The 17,627-nt window shown below is 74.6% G+C and carries 16 protein-coding genes; 9 read left to right on the forward strand and 7 right to left on the reverse strand.

Annotated features, from left to right (window positions below; genetic code table 11):
* Positions 1 to 21: 21 nt before the first annotated feature.
* Together ACFVXH_RS20660 and ACFVXH_RS20665 are read right to left on the reverse strand one after the other, a co-directional pair.
* The gene (locus ACFVXH_RS20660) at positions 22 to 693 is read right to left on the reverse strand and encodes a phosphatase PAP2 family protein (protein ID WP_380782060.1); all 672 of its coding nucleotides are present in this window, start codon (positions 691 to 693) and stop codon (positions 22 to 24) included.
* Entirely contained in the window at positions 690 to 1,358 is a 669-nt protein-coding gene (locus ACFVXH_RS20665; RefSeq protein WP_049654256.1) for a DedA family protein, read from the reverse strand. Before ACFVXH_RS20665 ends, ACFVXH_RS20660 begins: the two co-directional genes overlap by 4 nt.
* Positions 1,359 to 1,472: 114 nt before the next feature.
* Here ACFVXH_RS20665 and ACFVXH_RS20670 point away from each other — a divergent pair, with 114 nt between their 5' ends.
* The 3 genes from ACFVXH_RS20670 to ACFVXH_RS20680 all read left to right on the forward strand — a co-directional run bounded on the left by ACFVXH_RS20670 (position 1,473) and on the right by ACFVXH_RS20680 (position 4,604).
* Complete coding sequence (locus ACFVXH_RS20670; RefSeq protein WP_049654255.1) at positions 1,473 to 1,877, forward strand: BlaI/MecI/CopY family transcriptional regulator; 405 nt, start codon at positions 1,473 to 1,475, stop codon at positions 1,875 to 1,877.
* Complete coding sequence (locus tag ACFVXH_RS20675) at positions 1,874 to 2,998, forward strand: M56 family metallopeptidase (protein ID WP_387825816.1); 1,125 nt, start codon at positions 1,874 to 1,876, stop codon at positions 2,996 to 2,998. Before ACFVXH_RS20670 ends, ACFVXH_RS20675 begins: the two co-directional genes overlap by 4 nt.
* Before the next feature lie 169 nt (positions 2,999 to 3,167).
* Entirely contained in the window at positions 3,168 to 4,604 is a 1,437-nt protein-coding gene (locus ACFVXH_RS20680; RefSeq protein ID WP_220450064.1) for a helix-turn-helix domain-containing protein, read from the forward strand.
* Positions 4,605 to 4,643: 39 nt separating this feature from the next.
* Here ACFVXH_RS20680 and ACFVXH_RS20685 read toward each other — a convergent pair whose 3' ends face one another.
* Positions 4,644 to 5,144, reverse strand: coding sequence for an SsgA family sporulation/cell division regulator (locus ACFVXH_RS20685; protein ID WP_074001657.1), 501 nt, complete (start codon positions 5,142 to 5,144; stop codon positions 4,644 to 4,646).
* 329 nt (positions 5,145 to 5,473) lie between these two features.
* Between ACFVXH_RS20685 and ACFVXH_RS20690 the strand changes: the two genes are divergently transcribed.
* The 4 genes from ACFVXH_RS20690 to ACFVXH_RS20705 all read left to right on the forward strand — a co-directional run bounded on the left by ACFVXH_RS20690 (position 5,474) and on the right by ACFVXH_RS20705 (position 9,821).
* Complete coding sequence (locus ACFVXH_RS20690; protein ID WP_387825819.1) at positions 5,474 to 6,676, forward strand: hypothetical protein; 1,203 nt, start codon at positions 5,474 to 5,476, stop codon at positions 6,674 to 6,676.
* A gap of 172 nt (positions 6,677 to 6,848) precedes the next feature.
* Positions 6,849 to 8,153, forward strand: coding sequence for a TerD family protein (locus ACFVXH_RS20695; protein ID WP_387826181.1), 1,305 nt, complete (start codon positions 6,849 to 6,851; stop codon positions 8,151 to 8,153).
* A gap of 124 nt (positions 8,154 to 8,277) precedes the next feature.
* Complete coding sequence (locus ACFVXH_RS20700) at positions 8,278 to 9,243, forward strand: SGNH/GDSL hydrolase family protein (RefSeq protein ID WP_049654985.1); 966 nt, start codon at positions 8,278 to 8,280, stop codon at positions 9,241 to 9,243.
* Positions 9,244 to 9,302: 59 nt separating this feature from the next.
* The gene (locus tag ACFVXH_RS20705; RefSeq protein WP_387825823.1) at positions 9,303 to 9,821 is read left to right on the forward strand and encodes a GNAT family N-acetyltransferase; all 519 of its coding nucleotides are present in this window, start codon (positions 9,303 to 9,305) and stop codon (positions 9,819 to 9,821) included.
* An 11-nt stretch (positions 9,822 to 9,832) separates the two neighbouring features.
* Here ACFVXH_RS20705 and ACFVXH_RS20710 read toward each other — a convergent pair whose 3' ends face one another.
* Positions 9,833 to 10,519: an RraA family protein gene (locus ACFVXH_RS20710; protein WP_387825826.1), complete on the reverse strand. Its 687-nt coding sequence runs from the start codon at positions 10,517 to 10,519 to the stop codon at positions 9,833 to 9,835.
* Positions 10,520 to 10,672: 153 nt separating this feature from the next.
* Between ACFVXH_RS20710 and ACFVXH_RS20715 the strand changes: the two genes are divergently transcribed.
* Complete coding sequence (locus tag ACFVXH_RS20715; protein ID WP_387825829.1) at positions 10,673 to 11,233, forward strand: Uma2 family endonuclease; 561 nt, start codon at positions 10,673 to 10,675, stop codon at positions 11,231 to 11,233.
* A 65-nt stretch (positions 11,234 to 11,298) separates the two neighbouring features.
* Here ACFVXH_RS20715 and ACFVXH_RS20720 read toward each other — a convergent pair whose 3' ends face one another.
* Together ACFVXH_RS20720 and pruA are read right to left on the reverse strand one after the other, a co-directional pair.
* Positions 11,299 to 12,228, reverse strand: coding sequence for a proline dehydrogenase family protein (locus tag ACFVXH_RS20720; protein ID WP_049654995.1), 930 nt, complete (start codon positions 12,226 to 12,228; stop codon positions 11,299 to 11,301).
* Positions 12,229 to 12,388: 160 nt separating this feature from the next.
* Positions 12,389 to 14,017, reverse strand: coding sequence for an L-glutamate gamma-semialdehyde dehydrogenase (pruA, locus tag ACFVXH_RS20725; protein WP_049654997.1), 1,629 nt, complete (start codon positions 14,015 to 14,017; stop codon positions 12,389 to 12,391).
* A gap of 388 nt (positions 14,018 to 14,405) precedes the next feature.
* Here pruA and ACFVXH_RS20730 point away from each other — a divergent pair, with 388 nt between their 5' ends.
* The gene (locus ACFVXH_RS20730) at positions 14,406 to 16,007 is read left to right on the forward strand and encodes a PucR family transcriptional regulator (RefSeq protein WP_387825833.1); all 1,602 of its coding nucleotides are present in this window, start codon (positions 14,406 to 14,408) and stop codon (positions 16,005 to 16,007) included.
* Positions 16,008 to 16,043: 36 nt separating this feature from the next.
* Here the strand turns inward: ACFVXH_RS20730 and ACFVXH_RS20735 are convergent, their stop codons facing one another.
* Complete coding sequence (locus ACFVXH_RS20735) at positions 16,044 to 17,534, reverse strand: alkaline phosphatase PhoX (RefSeq protein WP_049654998.1); 1,491 nt, start codon at positions 17,532 to 17,534, stop codon at positions 16,044 to 16,046.
* Positions 17,535 to 17,627: the final 93 nt, after the last annotated feature.

Below are 17,627 nucleotides of genomic sequence, written 5' to 3' on the forward strand. Positions count from 1 at the left end.
GGGCAGGGGCGGAAGTCCGGCTCAGCGCTGCCGGGACTCGTACGACGCGTACCCGCGGGCCACGACCGGCGGCTGCCCCGGTCCGAGCAGCGGCCGCAGCGCGCCCGCCCGCATCCGGTCCACCAGCGGCCCGCAGCGCCCGGCGAGCGGCGCCAGCACCGCCGCGGCCAGCAGCCCGACCAGCGCGCCCACCGCCACGTCGTGCGGGTAGTGCACGCCGACCCAGACCCGGGAGGCGGCCATCAGCACCGCGAACAGGCCGGCCACCAGGCCGAGCCGCCGGTTGACGAACCAGAGCGCGGTCGCGGCGGCGAAGGCGATCACCGAGTGGTTGCTCGGGAAGGACCAGTCCCCGGTGCCCGGGCAGGTCTCCAGCGAGACGCTGCCGGGGATCTGCGCGCACGGCCGGAGTTCCTCGACCGCGCCCTTGAAGACCGAGTTGACGCCGTACGCGACGACCACGATCAGCGGCGAGGCGAGCACCCTGGCCATCACGGCCGAGTCCGCGCCGCGCGCCCGCCACCAGGCGTAGAGCATGAAGACCGCGAACAGCCCGAGGCCGAGCGCCGACCAGACCTTGATCAGCTCGTCCAGCCAGTGCGGCGCCGACTGCGCCCAGCCGTTGACCCGGGTGTACAGGCCGCCGTCGATTCCGCTGCCGTCGTACACGGCGAGCGCCCTGGAGGGCGTCACATGTCACCTCCGTGACGTCGCGCCTTACGGGCGCGGAACAGTTCGAGAACAATAGGGAGCACGGAGACAACTACTACCAGACCGATGATCGGCAGCAGGTACTGGTCGATGCCGGGGATGGACGAGCCCAGCCCGTACCCGGCGAACACCACGCCGACCGTCCAGACCACGCCTCCGGCCACCTGCCACAGGGTGAACGAGCGGACCGGCACGTCGAGCACGCCGCAGAGCGGATTCAGCACCGTTCGGACCACCGGGATGAACCGGGCGAGCACGATCGCCTTGCCGTGGCCGTACTTGGCGAGCAGCTCCTCGGCCCGCGCCACGCCCTCCAGCAGGCTCTTGCGCCTGGTCCGGCCGAGCAGCGCCCGGCCGCCGCGCCGGCCGATCAGGTAGCCGACCTGGGCGCCGACGAGCGCGCCGACCAGGGCGGCGGGCAGCACCTGCCACAGGTGCAGCTGCGGGCCCTTGGTGGCGCCGGGCACGCAGAGCAGCCCCGCGGTGAACAGCAGCGAGTCGCCGGGCAGGAAGAAGCCCACCAGCAGCCCGGTCTCGGCGAACAGCACGACGGCGATGCCGAGCGCGCCGAAGGCGGCGAGCAGTGAGGACGCGTCCAGCGGGTTCACCGCGAGGTGAACGGCCGGATCGGCGAGGAACTGGAGCAAGGCCGACGGACCTCCCGTACGTTGGAGGGCGGTTCGCACCGAACCCGCCCGGACCGTCTACAGTTGCGTAGACGGTCTACACGACTGTAGACGATACTTGGAGGAAGCGCCGCCATGCCCGACGTACCGTCCGCCCGCCGGCCCGCCGGGGAGCTGGAGGCCGAGGTGCTGGCCGCCCTCTGGTCCGCCCGGCAGCCGATGACGCCGCAGGACGTCCAGGCCGCGCTCGGCGGGGACCTCGCCCGCACCACCATCGCGACGATCCTGGCCCGGCTGTTCGACAAGGGGACGGTCGAGCGCACCCGGGCCGGCCGCGCCTACGCCTACACCCCGACCGTCCAGGACACCGCCGGGCTCGCCGCCCGCCGGATGCACACCGAGCTCGGCCGCGAGACCGACCGCTCCACCGTGCTGGCCCGCTTCGTCTCCGACCTCTCCGCCGAGGACGAGCAGCTGCTGCGCGACCTCCTCGGCGACGGCAACCCCGGGGCTCAGACACCGGGAACGGCGGGCCGATGATGCTCGCCGTCTGGGTCCCCCTGCTGCTGCCCTTCCTGGCCGCCCCGCTGGCCCGCCGCCTCGCCGATGCGCTGCCGCCGCGGGCCGCCGCCTGGATGCTGGCCGGCAGCGCCGCCGTCCTGGCCGGCGGCACCCTCTGCTCGCTCGGCCTGCTGGCCGCCGCCGGACTGCTCCAGCTCCCGCCGGTCGCCGCCCTCGGCCACCTCTCGCTGCCCTGGCTCACCGCGGCCGCGCCCGACGCGCCGTTCCCGGCCGCGCTGGCCGCCGTGGCCCTCCTCGCGCTCGGCGCCCTGGCGGTGCGCACCGCCCGCCGACGGCTGCGGGAGCTGCGCGCCGCCCGGGCCGCGCTCCCGGCCGACGCGCACCGCACGGAGCCCTCCGACAGCCCGCGTCCGGACCGTGGACCTTCCCCCGCCCAGCATCCGGACACGCGCCCCCCGCGCGCCTCCGTGCGCCGGTCACGCCCCCCGGCATGGCCGGCCGCGCTCCTCCGGCCCGCCGCCCTGCTGCGGCCCGCCGACCACCCGCTCACCGTCCTCGACGACGAGTGCGCCGACGCCTTCGCCCTGCCCGGCCGCCTGGGCCGCCCCGGCCGACCGGGCGAGCCCGGCCGGATCGTGGTCACCTCCGGCATGCTGCGCGCCCTCAGCGGCCCCGAGCGCTCCGCCCTGCTCGCCCACGAACGGGCCCACCTGACCGCCCGCCACCACCTCTTCCTCGCCCTCGCCGAGCACGCCGCCGACATCCACCCGGCACTCCGCCCGCTGCGCGCACCCCTCGGCTACCACCTGGAGCGCTGGGCCGACGAGGTGGCCGCCGCCCGGGTCGGCGACCGCGCCGTCACCGCCCGCGCGGTCGGCCGGGCCGCCCTGGCCGCGAGCCGCTCCCCCTGGCCGGCCCGCCCCCGGCTGGTCGCCGCCGCCCACTCCGGCCCGGTCCCGCGCCGGGTCGCCGCACTGCTCCAGCCCCGCCCGGCCACCGCCCCCGGCACCTGGCTGCGGGCCGCCGCCGTGGCCCTGGCCGCCTGCCTGGCACTGAGCACCGGCGCCGCCCTGGAGGCCGGCGCCGACCTGCACCACACCGTGGAGGCGGCCCAGCAGGGCTCCGGCGCGCAGCGCTGACCCCGTCCGGCCGCCAGGCGGTACGGCGGTACGGAGCGCGGGCCCGCGTTCCGTACCGCCCGGTATGCCGACTTGCCCGACCCCGTCCCCAGCGGCCCACCGCCCCCGTACGCTTTCGTCAGCGCGTCGGCCCCGACGCGTCCTCGAACGGCGGCGAGGAGCGAAGCGAGTGCGGCAGACCGGACGGCAGTCCCGACGACCCGAGCGCCGCACCCCGCCGACCGCGTCGGAGCTGGCCAAGGTCCACGACCGCACCCTCGCCGACGCCGCCGCCCGGGAACTGGCCGTTCCCGCCCTCACCGAGGAGACCGGCGGCCCCGGCCTGCTCGAACCCCGCCCCGAGATCGGCGACTCCTGGGCCCGGCTGCGCCGCCTCGGCCTCGACCCCGACACCGGCGCCGCCGCCGTCCTGCTGGGCCCCGGCGAAATCGAACAGCGCCGCCGCACCAGCGGACTCGACGCCGTCCTGCCGGTGCTGCGCGAGACCCTGCTGGAGGTGGGCGGAGCGGCCCCGCTGCTGCTGGCCGTCGCCGACGCCGAGGGCCACGTGCTCTGGCAGGAGGGCGAGCGCGGCCTGCGCCGCAGCGCCGACCGGATCGGCTTCATCACCGGCGCCCGCTGGATCGAGGAGAGCGTCGGCACCAACGGCATCGCGGTCGCGCTGCGCGCCCGGCGCCCGATGCACGTCCACTCCGCCGAGCACTACCTGCGCAGCCACCACGCCTGGACCTGCGTGGCCGCGCCGGTGCGCGACCCCGGGACCGGACGGCTGGTCGGCGCCATCAACCTGAGCGGCCCGGCGCACAGCGTCCGCCCGTTCCTGATCCAGCTCACCGCCACCGCCGCCCGGCTCGCCGAGGCCGAGCTGCGCGCCCACCGGCTGGAGGCGCTGCACCAGCTGCGCGCCCTGGCCGCCCCGCTGCTCGCCCGGGTCGGCGGCCCGGCGCTGGTGGTCGACGCGGCCGGCTGGACCGCCGCCGCCGCCGGACTGCCGCCGCCCAGCCGGCTGCGGGTGCCCAGCGAGGGCTGGACCCCGGCCACCGTGCACTGGGTGCCCGGCCTCGGCGAGTGCGCGCTGGAGCCGCTCGCCGACGGCTGGCTGGTGCGCCCGGTCCGGCCGCCCGAGGAGGACGGCTCCGGCACGGTGACCGCCGAACAGGCCGAGGGCGCCCACCTGCGGCTCGACCTGCGCCGCCCGGACCGCCCCGAGCTGTCCGTCCGGGGCGCGGCCGACAGCTGGTCGCACCCGCTCAGCCCGCGCCACGCCGAACTGCTGCTCCTGCTCGCCACCGGACGCGAGGGCAGCACCGCCGCCCAGCTCGCCGAGGCGCTGTTCGGCGACGCGGGCCGGACGGTGACGGTCCGCGCCGAGCTGTCCCGGCTGCGCCGCTACCTGGGCGGGCTGCTGGCCCACCGGCCGTACCGGATCGCCGAGTCGGTGCTGGTCAGCGTGGACGGGCCGGACGACCCGTACGACCTGCTGCCCGCCTCCTCGGCCCCGGCCGTCCGGCGGCTGCGGGCCGCGCTGGCGGCGGGGACGGCCCGGTTGCCCGGCGCGCCGCCCCTCGCGCCGCCGTGCGCCGCCGGGCCGCCGGAGCGCCGCTGACGGCCCTGTTCCCCGGCGGCCTGGCGTCGGCGGCCGGCCTCAGCCCTCGGCGAGCAGCGCGGCCAGTTCGGCGTCGGTGGGGCCGCAGTGGCGCTCCTGGTGCTCGGAGACCAGCGCGTAGGTGCGGTCCAGCCAGGCCTGCACCCGGGGCTTGGAGGCCTCCAGCAGCGCGCTGCCGTGCGGGGATTCGAGCGCCAGGTGCAGCGTCGAGCCGTGGCACGGGCAGTACGCCGGCCACAGTTTGACGTCGCCCTGGCCGCTCAGCGCGCGCAGGCCGTCGCGCAGCAGTTCGCGCGAGAACACCCAGTCCGCCTCGTCCGGCCGCCCCAGGTGGAAGGTCAGCAGCACCTCGTACGGGCGCGCGGCGGTGAACCGGAACCGGGTACGCACCTCGCCGACCACCTCCTCGCCCAGCGAGATCCGCAGGATCAGCACCTCCTCCACCGCCGCCGGAGCGGCGGTGGAGACCTCCCCATCGCCGCCCGTGGGGGTGGCGGCGAGGGGTGCACTGGAGGCTGCGGACAGCGGGTCGGACGGCATGACGGTCTCTCCGGGACGGCGTGGGATGCCCTCAGCCTGCGTCACGCCCGGTACGGCGGGCAAGGGTTGCAAGGGGGTTGCAATAACCCCCGGCCGGGCCTTCCTTCCCTTGCCGGCGCTTATCAGACGGAGCGTCAACTTCCGTGTGGCGCACGGATGTCCGCGAAGTGGAGGGGGTGCGACCGGGCCGCGGCCGCCCGCTGGTACGCTCTCCCCTCTCCCCACGCGGGCCCGCGTGGAACCGGCCCTCCGCGGCCGGAGCCGGGCCCGGCGGCGGCGCGTGGGAGAATACGGCGACGCGACGGCGGCTTCGGGGAGGGAGGGGTCCGGTGGCTGTGCGCGAGGACACCGCGCGGGACGTGCAGCACGAGCCCGCACGGCAGGGCCGGCACGGGCGGCCGCGCCCGTTCGGCGGCCTGTTCCGGCTGCCCACCCTGCGCTTCTCCGGCGCCGCGATGGCGATGTCCACCGTGGTCGGCATCAGCATCGCGACCACCCTGCTGCTCAACGAACAGCAGGGGATCGGCCGCCGGGCCGGCGTCGCCCGGGTCGGCAGCACCCCGCCGCCCACGCCGGGCGCCACCGAGGAGGCCGAGGCGGTCTCGGCGCAGACCCCGACCGACGGCCCGTCGTCCTCCCCCGCCGCGAACCGGCCCTCGACGCACCCGTCCACGCACCGCTCGGTGGACCCCCCGGTCGCCGCCTCCCCGCCCGCGCCCCGCGCGACGGTCCCGGGCGCCCCCCAGACCGGCGGCCAGGCCTCGGCCGGGCAGGACGCACCCGCCTCAGGCACCCAGCTCGCGGGCACCGAGGCCGGGCTGCTCGGCGCCACGGCCCCGGCCGGCCCCTCGCCCTCCCCTTCCGTCTCCGTCCCGGCCCCGGGCGCCAAGCAGCCCGGCTTCGGCCCGCCCACCCCCGGCCGCCCGGCGCCGCCGCCCGCCCTGCCCGTCCCCGACACCGACGGCGCGGCGGACACCGGCGACACCCCGGACACCGACGGCACCGACGACAGCGCGGACACCGACCACGCGCTGACCGGCGCCGCCCGGGTCTCCCCGCTGGGCCGCGACGGCCTGCGCCACCAGCTCACCCTCGCGGCCACCGAGCCGGTCACCGCGTTCCAGGCCGAGTTCCGGCTCGTCCCGGGCGAGTCGGCCCCCGGCCCCGGCTCCGCCTGGACCGACCTGCCGGGCGCCGTGGTGACCGTCCAGCAGGAGCGCGGCACCCTCGTCTACCGCTTCACCACCCCGCCCGGCACCGACGTCCGGCCCGGCCGCTACACCTTCGGCGTCCGCGGCGCCCGTGCGGCGGCCGACCCGTCCGCCGTGGTGCGCAAGTCGGCCCCGACGGAGAGCTGGAGCGTCTCCGCCTTCGCCCTCGACCGCCCCCGCGCGGTCGCGGCACTCGGCTCCTTCGGCCCGCCTCCGCCGCCGCCGTCCGCCGAGCCGTACGCGCCCGGCACCCCGGCCGCCACCCCGCTCGCCGCACCGGCCACCACCCCGGCCGCGACCCCGACCGCCGCGGCCCGCTGAGCCGCCGACGGCCCGCAGCGGACGATCGTCCGACGATCCGACAGCCGGGCCCGCCGGACGGGCGCATCCCCGCACCCTCGTTCGTTACTGTGGGCAGCACCCGGCCCGGCGCCCCCAACGGCCCCGGCCGGGCCGCCGTTCCGCACCCGAGGAGGAGTCCGTGCCCACCGTCCTGACCCAAGGCGGCAACGCACCGCTGACCGCCGCGCGAGTGACCGTCGAGGTCACCGCGCCCAAGGCGCTGGACGTCTCCGGCCTGCTGCTGACCGATGCCGGAAAGGTCCGCTCGGACGACGACTTCGTCTTCTTCAACGCCCCGAACGGCCCCGGCGTCAGCCACCGCCCGGCCTCCGCCGGCACCCCCGACGCGATCACCGTCGACACCCGGGCCGTCCCGGCCGGCATCACCAAGATCGTGGTCACCGCGAGCCCCGCCGACCAGGTCTCCACCTTCGCCGGGACGGAGCCCACCGCCACCGTCCGCGACGCCGACACCGGCGAGGTGCTGGTCACCTTCACCCCGCCCCGGCTGGGCCTGGAGACCGCGCTCATCGTGGTCGAGGTCTACCAGCGGGGCGGCGCCTGGAAGGTGCGCGCGGTCGGCCAGGGCTACGCCGACGGCCTCGCGGGCATCGCCACCGACTTCGGCGTCACCGTCGACGACTCCCCGGCCCCCGCGCCCGCCGCCCCGGTGGCAGCGGCCGCACCGCCGGCCCCGCCCACCCCGATGGACCGGACCATCCAGCTCCCGGCCCCGCCGGCCGCTCCGCCCGTGCCGCCCGCACCGGCGGCCTCCCCGATCGACCCGCGGATCGCCCTCGCCACCGGCCAGACCGCCGTCCCGGCCCCGCCCGCGGCTCCCCCGGCGCCCGCCGCGCCCCCGGCCCCGGCCGCCCCCGGCAAGGTCACCCTGGACAAGGGCCGGGTCAACCTGGTCAAGGGCAGCTCGGTCTCCCTGGTCAAGAACGGCCGCCCCTTCCTCTCCTCCGTCCGGATGGCCCTCGGCTGGAAGTCCGCCGCCCGCGGCCGCGACATCGACCTGGACGCCTCCTGCCTCGCCTTCGACGCCCGCCACAAGCGGCTGGAGACGGCCTGGTTCATGAAGCTGAGCATCTTCAACGGCGCGATCTCCCACTCCGGCGACAACCTGGTCGGCGGCGAGGGCGGCGACGACGAGGCGATCACCGTCCACCTGGAGGGCCTGCCGGCCGAGGTCCACGCGCTGGTCTTCGTCGTGAACTCCTTCTCCGGCCAGCGGTTCACCGAGGTGCGCGACGCCTACTGCCGCCTGCTGGACGCCCGGACGGAGGAGGAGCTGGTCCGCTTCGACCTCACCAACTCCGAGCCCCACACCGGTGTGATGATGTGCAAGCTGGTCCGCCGCCCGGGCGGCGAGTGGGAGATGACGGCGCTCGGCGAGTACGTCGACGGCAAGACCGCGCGGGCGATGATCGAGCCCGCCGCCGCGACGCTCTGACACTCGGCGTCACTGTCCTGCCCGTGGTTTCACCCTCCCGAGGCATCAAGTCGTCCACAGAGCGACTCGATTGACTCTCAGGAGGGTGAAACCGCACTCTCCCCCTATCCCCAGGAGGAGAGCCGTGCCACGCTTCCTGTCCCGCCTCGCCGTCGCCGGCACCGCCACCGTGCTCGCCGCCGGGCTGATCACCCCGACCACCTCCCAGGCCGCCGCCCGGCCGGGCACCCGCGCCGGCGCACTGAGCTGGACGGCCCTCGGCGACTCCTACACCGCCGGGGTCATCGAGGCCACCGGCGACGAGACCGCGCCCCGCGACGGCTGCGCCCGGACCGTCGACTCCTACCCCGAGATCATCCGCCGCGACCTCGGCTCCCTGGCCGACCTGCGGAACGTCAGCTGCAGCGGCGCCACCACCGACGGCGTCGACGTGACCGCGCAGGCCCCGCTCGGCCGCCCGCTCCCGCCGCTCGGCACCGACCCGAACGGCCCCTACCCGCCCGTCCCGCCGCAGATCGACGCCGTCGACCCGGCCACCGGGCTGGTCACCGTCGGGATCGGCGGCAACGACCTCGGCTTCGCCGAGATCCTCAAGAGCTGCATCGAACTCGGCGCCGTCCAGCTCGGCCGGGGCACGCCCTGCAAGGACAAGTTCGACGCGGGCCTGCCCGACCGCTTCGCCCGGCTGCGCAACGGCTACGACCGGATGCTGACCGCGCTGCACGCCAAGGCCCCGTCCGCCAGGATCCTCACCGTCGGCTACCCGCACCTCGTCCCCGAGAACGCCGGGCTCTGCCAGTTCGGCAACCTCCTGCAGTTCGGCACCTTCACCGGCGGCGACCTCGTCTGGGCCCGCACCGCGATCGTGGAACCGCTCAACGCGCTCGTCGCCCGGAGCACCGCCGCCCACGGCGACACCTTCGTGGACCTCTACCCCGCCAGCGCCGGCCACAGCGTCTGCGACGCCGACCACTGGCTGGACGGCGTGCTGACCAGCGTCCTCCCCCTCGAGTACGCCGTGGTGCACCCCAACGCCACCGGCCAGGCGCACACCGCCGCCCTGGTCGAGAAGGCCGTCCTCGGCGGTTGACCGGCCGCTCCGACCGAAAACCGCTGGCCCGCCCACCCCTCGAGCATCATCCTGGTCCGATGCCCCTGCCCACGCCCGCGCCCGCTCCCGTCCGCATCCGCGAAGCCGTCCCCGAGGACTGGCCGGACATCTGGCCGTTCTTCCACACCGTCGTCGCCGCCGGCGAGACCTTCCCCTACCCCCTGGACATGTCCTCCGAGCTGGGCCGGGAGTGGTGGATGCTCGCCGCCCCGGACCGCACGGTGGTCGCGGTGGACGGGGACGGGCGGATCCTCGGCACCGCCACCATGAGCCGCAACCGCCCCGGCAACGGCTCGCACGTGGCCAGCGCCAGCTACCTGGTCGACCCGGCCCACCACGGCCGGGGGATCGGGCGGGCCCTGGTCGAGTACACCCTCGACTGGGCCCGCCGCTCCGGCTTCCGCGCCATGCAGTTCAACGCCGTGGTCGCCAGCAACCACCACGCCGTGCGGCTCTACGAGTCGCTCGGCTTCGAGGTCGTCGGCACCGTCCCCGAGGCCTTCGACCACCCCGTGGACGGCTACGTCGGCCTGCACGTCATGTACCGGAAGCTGTAACGCCTTTACTCCTACTCCTCGATCGCCCCGCCGATCCGCCGCAGGTGCCGCCGGAAGCTGTACGCCGGGTCGGCGGCGCGCCGCTCCAGGTACTCCTCGAAGGAGGTCTGCCGGCGCAGCGTGTCCCCGGAGGCGATCCGGGCGGCCTGCGCGCGCTCGGTCCGGGCGATCCCGCCGGCCGTCTCCAGCACCTCCGCGACCCGGTCGCCTGGCACGAACAGCACCCCGTCCGGGTCGGCGAACACCACGTCCTCCGCGCTCACCGGGTGCGGCCCGAACTTGGCCGTCAGCAGCGCCGCCGGCTCCCGGTCGTCCAACCGCACCGGGCCGAGCGGCAGCGCCCCGTAACTGAACACCGGCAGCCCGATCTCCCGCAGCTCGGGGGTGTCCCGGTGCAGCCCCCACACCACGATCCCGGCCACCCCGGCGGCCCGCGCCTCCAGCACCGCGAGGTCCCCGATGCAGGCCTCGTCGGTCCGCCCGCCGTTGTCGACCACCAGCACGTCCCCGTCCCGGGCCGCCCCGTACGCCTCCAGGAACACGTCCACGCTCCCGTAGTGCCGCACCGGCAGCACCCGCCCCGCCACCCGGGCCCCGGCCACCACCGCCCCCACCCCCGCCACCCGCACCCCCACCCCGAGCCGCACACAGGCATCCGCCACCAACGGCGTGGACAGCTCCGCGAAAGCCTTCAGCATCCCCAACTCCTCCACTCGAAAAGCCAGTTCACCAGCAGGAAGATCCTAGGCCCCGCCCCGAACTCACACCATCGAGTGACGATGACGCAGTCCCTGCCCCCGCTTGTGCCCACCGCGCATAGCCTTCCGACGCATCCGGTCGAGAGGTCGTTCATGAACACAACGGATAACGAGATCCTCCTCGAGCTGTTTCTCGCCCTGGACGCCCCCGAAGGCCTGAGGGCCGAACTCGTCAATGGCGAGATCCTCATCCGACTCCCCGTCGACGGCTACCACTGCCATCTCATCAGCGAGTTGACCGGCCAGGTGTGGCGCAAGTCGGCTACCGAAATGCAGATGTCGGAGAACAAGGGACTTCGCCTCGTCGCCAGCGGGCACCACCCTGCGGACCACGTCATCCCGGACGTCACATTCGCTCCCGAGGAACTCCGCCTCTTCCGGGGCGCACCGTCCTGGATGGAACCGGACGGCGTCGCCATGGTCGCGGAAGTGACCTCCGCCAAGCCCGACCAGGACCGCATCGCCAAGCGCCACTGCTACGCCCGGGCCGGCATCCCGCTCTACCTCCTCATCGACCGCGAGAAGTCCCAGGTCAGTCTGTTCGCCAAGCCGCACCGCAACGAGTACACCGAGGTGCACCTCGCCGCCTTCGGCGAACCGCTCGCGCTCCCTGCCCCGTTCGACTTCGACCTCGACACGAAGCCGTTCCTCTGACGTCGACAACGCGCGACGACCCGCACCCCCCGTCAGGGGTGCGGGCCGTGGCCTGGGGCGCCGGGTCAGCCGCGGGTGGCCATGGCGCGCAGGAAGAAGGTCAGGTTGGCGGGGCGCTCGGCGAGACGGCGCATGAAGTAGCCGTACCACTCCTGGCCGTACGGGAGGTAGACCCGCATGGTGTTGCCCTCGGCGGCGAGGCGCAGCTGCTCCTCGGGGCGGATGCCGAACAGCATCTGGTACTCGAAGGAGTCCCGCTTGCGGCCGTTCCACTGGGCCAGCTGGCCGGCGATCTTGATCATGTTGGGGTCGTGCGAGGCGATCATCGGGTAACCCTCGCCCGCCATCAGGACCTTCAGGGCCCGGACGTACGCGAGGTCGACCTCGTGCTTGCCCTGGAAGGCGACCGACTCGGGCTCCTTGTAGGCGCCCTTGCACAGGCGCACGCGCGAGCCGGCGCCGGAGAAGTCGCGGCAGTCGGCCTCGGTGCGGCGCAGGTAGGCCTGGAGCACGACGCCCAGCCACGGGAAGTCCGCCCGCAGCTCCCGCGCGATGGCGAGGGTGGAGTCGGTGGTGGTGTGGTCCTCCATGTCGAGGGTCACCGTGGTGCCGGCCTCGGCGGCGGCCTCGCAGATGCGGCGGGCGTTCTCCAGCGCGATCTTCTCGCCGTCCACCGGGAGGAACTGGCCGACGGCCGACAGCTTGACCGACACCTCGGCGCCGGCCGCGAGGCCGGTGTCCTTGAGGGCCTTGAGCAGGTGCTCGTAGGCCTCGGCGGTGCCGGCGGCCTGGGCGGCGTCCTGGGTGTCCTCGCCGAGGTGGTCGAGGGTGACCTTGCGACCGGTGGCGATCAGGTCGTCGGTGGCGGTGACGGCGTCGTCGAGGACGTCACCGGCGACGAAGCGCTCGACTATCGCGTGGGTCGGCGGGAACTTCTCGACCACGGTGCGGACCTGCGGGGACCGGGAGGCCGCGAGAAGGGCGGAACGGAGCATCGTGACTCCTGGAGCTGGTGCTTCTTAAGGATGGCAGAAAGGGCCGGGGCGGCGGTGCGGGGATGGGGCACCGCCGCCCCGGGAGGCGGCGCCCGGCTGCGGGACCGGGCGTCGCGGGTGACCGGTGGCTACGGGACGAGCCGGCTGGTCAGGGGGCTGGTCAGCCCATGTGCGGGTAGCGGTAGTCCGTCGGCGGGACGAAGGTCTCCTTGACCGAGCGGGTCGAGGTCCAGCGCGCCAGGTTCTGCTTGGCGCCGGCCTTGTCGTTGGTGCCCGAGGCCCGGCCGCCGCCGAAGGGCTGCTGGCCGACGACGGCGCCGGTCGGCTTGTCGTTGATGTAGAAGTTGCCGGCGGCGAAGCGCAGCTTGTGCATCGCGTCCTGGGCCGCGGCGCGGTCCTGGGAGATGATCGAGCCGGTCAGGCCGTACGGGGACACCGACTCCATCTGGGTCAGCATCTCCTCGTACTTCTCGTCCTCGTAGACGTACACGGCCAGGATCGGGCCGAAGTACTCGTCCTTGAAGTACTCGGCGGCCGGGTCCTGGCAGACCAGGACGGTCGGGCGGACGAAGTAGCCGACCGAGTCGTCGTAGGTGCCGCCGGCGAGGACCTCGACCTGCGGGTCGGCCTGGGCCCGGTCGATCGCGGCCTTGTTCTTGGCGAAGGAGCGCTCGTCGATGACGGCCGACATGAAGTTGGACAGGTCGCTGACGTCGCCCATGGTGAGGCCGTCGACCTCGGCGGCGAACTCGTCCTTGAGGCCGGCCCAGAGCGAGGCCGGGACGTAGGCCCGCGACAGCGCCGAGCACTTCTGGCCCTGGAACTCGAAGGCGCCGCGGGTCATCGCGGTCTTCAGGACCTTCGGGTCGGCGGACGGGTGGGCGACCAGGAAGTCCTTGCCGCCGGTCTCGCCGACGATCCGCGGGTAGGTGCGGTAGCCGGAGATGTTGGTGCCGACCTCGCGCCACAGGTGCTGGAAGGTGGCGGTGGAGCCGGTGAAGTGGATGCCGGCCAGCGCCGGGTGCTTGAGCGCGACCTCGGAGACGGCCAGGCCGTCGCCGGTCACCATGTTGATGACGCCCTTGGGCAGGCCGGCCTCCTCCAGCAGCTGCATCAGCAGGTGCGCGGAGAACTGCTGGGTCGGGGACGGCTTCCACAGCACCACGTTGCCCATCAGCGCGGGCGCGGTCGGCAGGTTGCCGGCGATCGCGGTGAAGTTGAACGGGGTGATCGCGTAGACGAAGCCCTCGAGCGGGCGGTGGTCGCTGCGGTTCCACACGCCGTCCGAGGAGATCGGCTGCTCGGCCATGATCTGGCGGGCGAAGTGCACGTTGAAGCGCAGGAAGTCGACCAGCTCGCAGGGGGTGTCGATCTCGGCCTGCTGCGCGGTCTTGGACTGGCCGAGCATGGTGGCGGCGGCCAGGGTCTCGCGCCAGGGGCCGGCCAGCAGGTCGGCGGCCTTGAGGAAGATCGCGGCGCGGGAGTCGAAGGAGAGCGCCTGCCAGGCCTCGGCTGCGGCCAGGGCAGTGTCGATGGCCTCCTGCGCGTCGGCCTGGGTGGCGTTGCGCAGGGTGCCGAGCCGAGCCGCGTGGTTGTGCGGCTGGACGACGTGGATCTCGGTGCCGCCGCCCATCCGGCGCTCACCGTTGATCGTCATGGTCAGCTGGACCGGCTCCTGGCCGCCCAGCTCCTTCAGCTTGGCCTCCAGACGGGCCCGTTCCGGGCTCCCGGGGGCGTAGCTGTGGACCGGCTCGTTCACCGGCGCGGGGACCTGGGTCACAGCGTCCATAGAGCGCACGCTCTCCTTCGTTCAGTGCGGGGGGATTGCCGGCGCGGGTTGCACGCCGACCACAGCACGAACGCTATTCCTGGCCACCGGGCGACTTGATTGGCCGCGCGGCTAAATTCCCCCGTACGGCGTTGTCCGGCCCGACGAAGTCGGTCACGCCGCGGTCACGAACCGTCCCCGATCGCCCCACCTTTCACACCACCCCGCGCCACCTCGCGCCTCCGGGCTCACGCCCCCGGCCCGCGAAGGCGGCTCGCACGCCGGTGCCCGTCAGCAGGCCCCGGCGCGCCCGCGCGCCGGGCCGCGGTCCGGCGGCCACGCCGAATCTCTGTCCGTCCGGCTAAAATCGACCGCGAAACGTTGTCCGAGCGGATGAAGGAGGACCGGCGTGACCACTCCCGGCCTGCCGCTCCGTCAACTCCTGATGTCCCTCGGCGAACCGCTGGTCGAGCTGCAGGCCGCCCCGCTGGGCCTGGACGTCCCGGTGCGCGACGTCGCGATCCTCGATCCGGAGGACCCGCCGACCGCCGCCCCCGGCGAGCTGGTGCTCGCGATCGGCGCCCGCGGCCGCGCCGCCCTGCCCGCCCTGCGCGCGGCCGGCCGGGCCGGGGCCGCCGCCGTCGCGGTGAAGCTGGACGGCCCCGGCCAGGCCGACGCGCTGCGCGAGGCCGCCACCGACGCGGGCGTCGCCCTGCTCTCGGTGCGCCGCGAGACCCGCTGGGAGCACCTCGACTCGCTGGCCCGGGCGATCATCGCCGGCCCGGACGCCCCGGACGCCCCCGGCGCCCCCGAACCCAACGCGGGCGACCTCTTCTCCCTCGCCCAGACCGTCGCCGTCCTCACCAACGGCATCGTCTCGATCGAGGACACCTCCAGCCGGGTGCTGGCCTACTCCCGCTCCTCCGACTCCGACGAGGTCGACGACCTGCGCCGGCTGTCCATCCTCGGCTGGCAGGGCCCGGAGCCGTACCTGTCCAAGCTCCGCGAGTGGGGCATCTTCCAGCACCTGCGCAGCTCGGACACCCCGATCGCGGTCGAGCCGCACCCCGAGCTGGGCCTGCGCCGCCGCCTCGCGGTCGGCATCCGGGCCGGGGCGCAGCCGCTCGGCACCATCTGGGTGCAGGAGGGCGCCCAGCCGCTGGCCCCGCTGGCCGAGCAGTCCCTGGTCGGCGCCGCCCGGGTAGCGGCCGCCCAGCTGGTGCGCCGCCGCCGGGAGCTGTCCGCCGACGTCCGGCTCACCCAGACGCTGCTGACCGGCCTGCTGGAGGGCTCCACCGGCCCCCAGTCGCTCGCCACCCACCTCGGCCTGGACCTGCGCCGCCCGGCCACCGTGCTGGCCTACAGCGCGCACACCACCGACGTGCTGCACCGCTCCGACGTCACCGGCCTGATCTCGGTGCACACCGCCGCCCGGCACCGCACCGCGCTGCTCGCCCCGATCGAGTCCCGGGTGTACGTGCTGCTGCCCGAGCTGCCGCCCGGCCTGCCGATGACCACCGTGCGCGACTGGGCCTTCGAGGTGGTGGCGGCCGCCCGGGAGCACCTCGGCGTCCCGCTGCGCGCCGCGATCGGCTCGACCGTCGACGGCCTGGCCCAGGTCCCCGACTCCCGCGCCCAGGCGGACCGCATCCTGGACGCGATGGGCCGCGGCGGCGTGGACCTCGACGTCGCGGCGCTGATCGACGTCCAGGCGGAGGTGCTGGTCAGCGAGATGCTCGCGCTGCTCCAGGAGCGCGCCGGCCTGCGCGACCCGCGGCTGACCGCGCTCACCGCGTACGACCGCCGGCACGGCACCCGGCTCGCCGAGTCGGTGCTGGCCTGGCTGGACGCGCTCGGCGAGGTCCGGGTGGCCGCGGACGCCTTGCACATCCACCCCAACACCCTGCGCTACCGGGTGCGCCGCGCCGAGCAGTTGACCGGCATCGACCTCGCCCAGCCGCAGCAGCGCCTGCTGGCGATGCTGCAACTGCGGCTGCCCGCGGACGAGTAGTCCGCGGGCAGCCGCACGGTCATTCCTGACGGTTCGTCACTCGCCGTAGCCCTGGCCGCGCTTGTGCTCGTTCAGCCGGCGCCACGGGCCGCTGATCGCCAGCTGGATGCCCGGGGTCTGGATGTTGGCGAACAGGGTCTTGCCGTCGTCCGAGAAGGTCACCCCGGTGAACTCGCTGAACTCGGGCTTCTCGGCGGTGCCGATGTTCAGCTCGTTGCGGGCGATCGGGTAGACCAGCCCGTCCTCGGTGGCGCCGAACAGGTGCGAGACGCCCTCGCCGTCCTCGCAGATCACGATGCCGCCGTACGGCGAGACGGTGATGTTGTCCGGGCCGTCGAAGTTGTCGTGGTCGCCCCAGACATCGGTGTTGACGCCCAGCAGCACCTTCAGGGTGATGGTGCGGCGGGCCGGGTTGTAGAACCAGACCTGGCCGTCGTGCTGGAGCGGGCTCTCCGAACGGGCGAAGCTGGAGACGAAGTAGAAGCCGCCGTCACCCCACCACATGCCCTCCAGCTTGCGGGCGCGGCTGACCTCGCCGTCCTTGAACTGCTTGCGCACCGAGACGGTCCTGGCGTCGCGGTCCTGGACCTTGACCCAGTCCACGCCGTAGGTGGTGCCGACCTTGGTGGCGCGGGAGAGGTCGTCGACGAACTTGCCCTGGGCGTCGAAGACCTTGAAGGCCTCCAGCACACCGGCGTCGGCGGCGAGCTTGCGCAGCTGGTAGCGGCCGTGCTTGAAGCCGGCCGGCGGGGTCCAGCGGAACAGCAGGCCGTTCGGGTTCGAGGCGTCCTCGGTCAGGTAGACCTGGCCGCGCTTCGGGTCCACGACCACGGCCTCGTGCGCGTAGCGGCCGAAAGCCTTCACCGGCTGCGGGTCCCGGTTGTAGTCGTCGTCGAAGGGGTCGACCTCGAAGATGTAGCCGTGGTCCTTGGTGAAGCCGTTCTTGCCGGCCTTGTCCTCGGTCTCCTCGCCGGACAGCCAGGTGCCCCACGGGGTCACGCCGCCGGCGCAGTTGGTGGCGGTGCCGGCGATGCCGACCCACTGCTCGACCGAGCCGTCCCGCTTGGCGTGCACGATGGTGCAGCCGCCGGCCGCGCCCGGGTCGTAGACGTGGCCCTCGGTCAGCGGCACCGGGTGCGGCCAGTTCGCGCGGGCGCCGGCCAGCTCGTGGTTGACGACCATCAGGTTGCCGCCGCGCTCGTCCTCGAAGGCGGAGGTGCCGTCGTGGTTGCTCGGGGTGAACTCGCCGGTGCGCAGCTTGGTGACGCCGGCCCGGTTGAGGACCTTGTACGAGAAGCCCTTCGGCAGGGAGAGCAGGCCGGCCGGGTCCTGGACCAGCTGGCCGTAGCCGACGGCGGTGCCGCCGGCCGAGTTGGTCCCGGCGGCCGCGGCGACCGGGGCCTCGCCGCCGACCGGGGCGGCGATCGCGCCCGGGGCGCTGGCCAGCGCCTCGGCGCCGCCGGCGATCAGCACGCCGGCCCCGACGAGGGTGGAACGGTTGACGAAGTCCCGACGGGACAGCGACATGGCAGCAACTCCTGAGGATGAGCGGGGGCGCCGGTGCGGGATGCCGACGCCCAGCAGGCTCCGCCGGGCGGGTGAACCCGGCATGACGCCCAC

It is taken from the genome of Kitasatospora sp. NPDC058184 (genome assembly GCF_042883725.1).
GTDB lineage: Bacteria > Actinomycetota > Actinomycetes > Streptomycetales > Streptomycetaceae > Kitasatospora.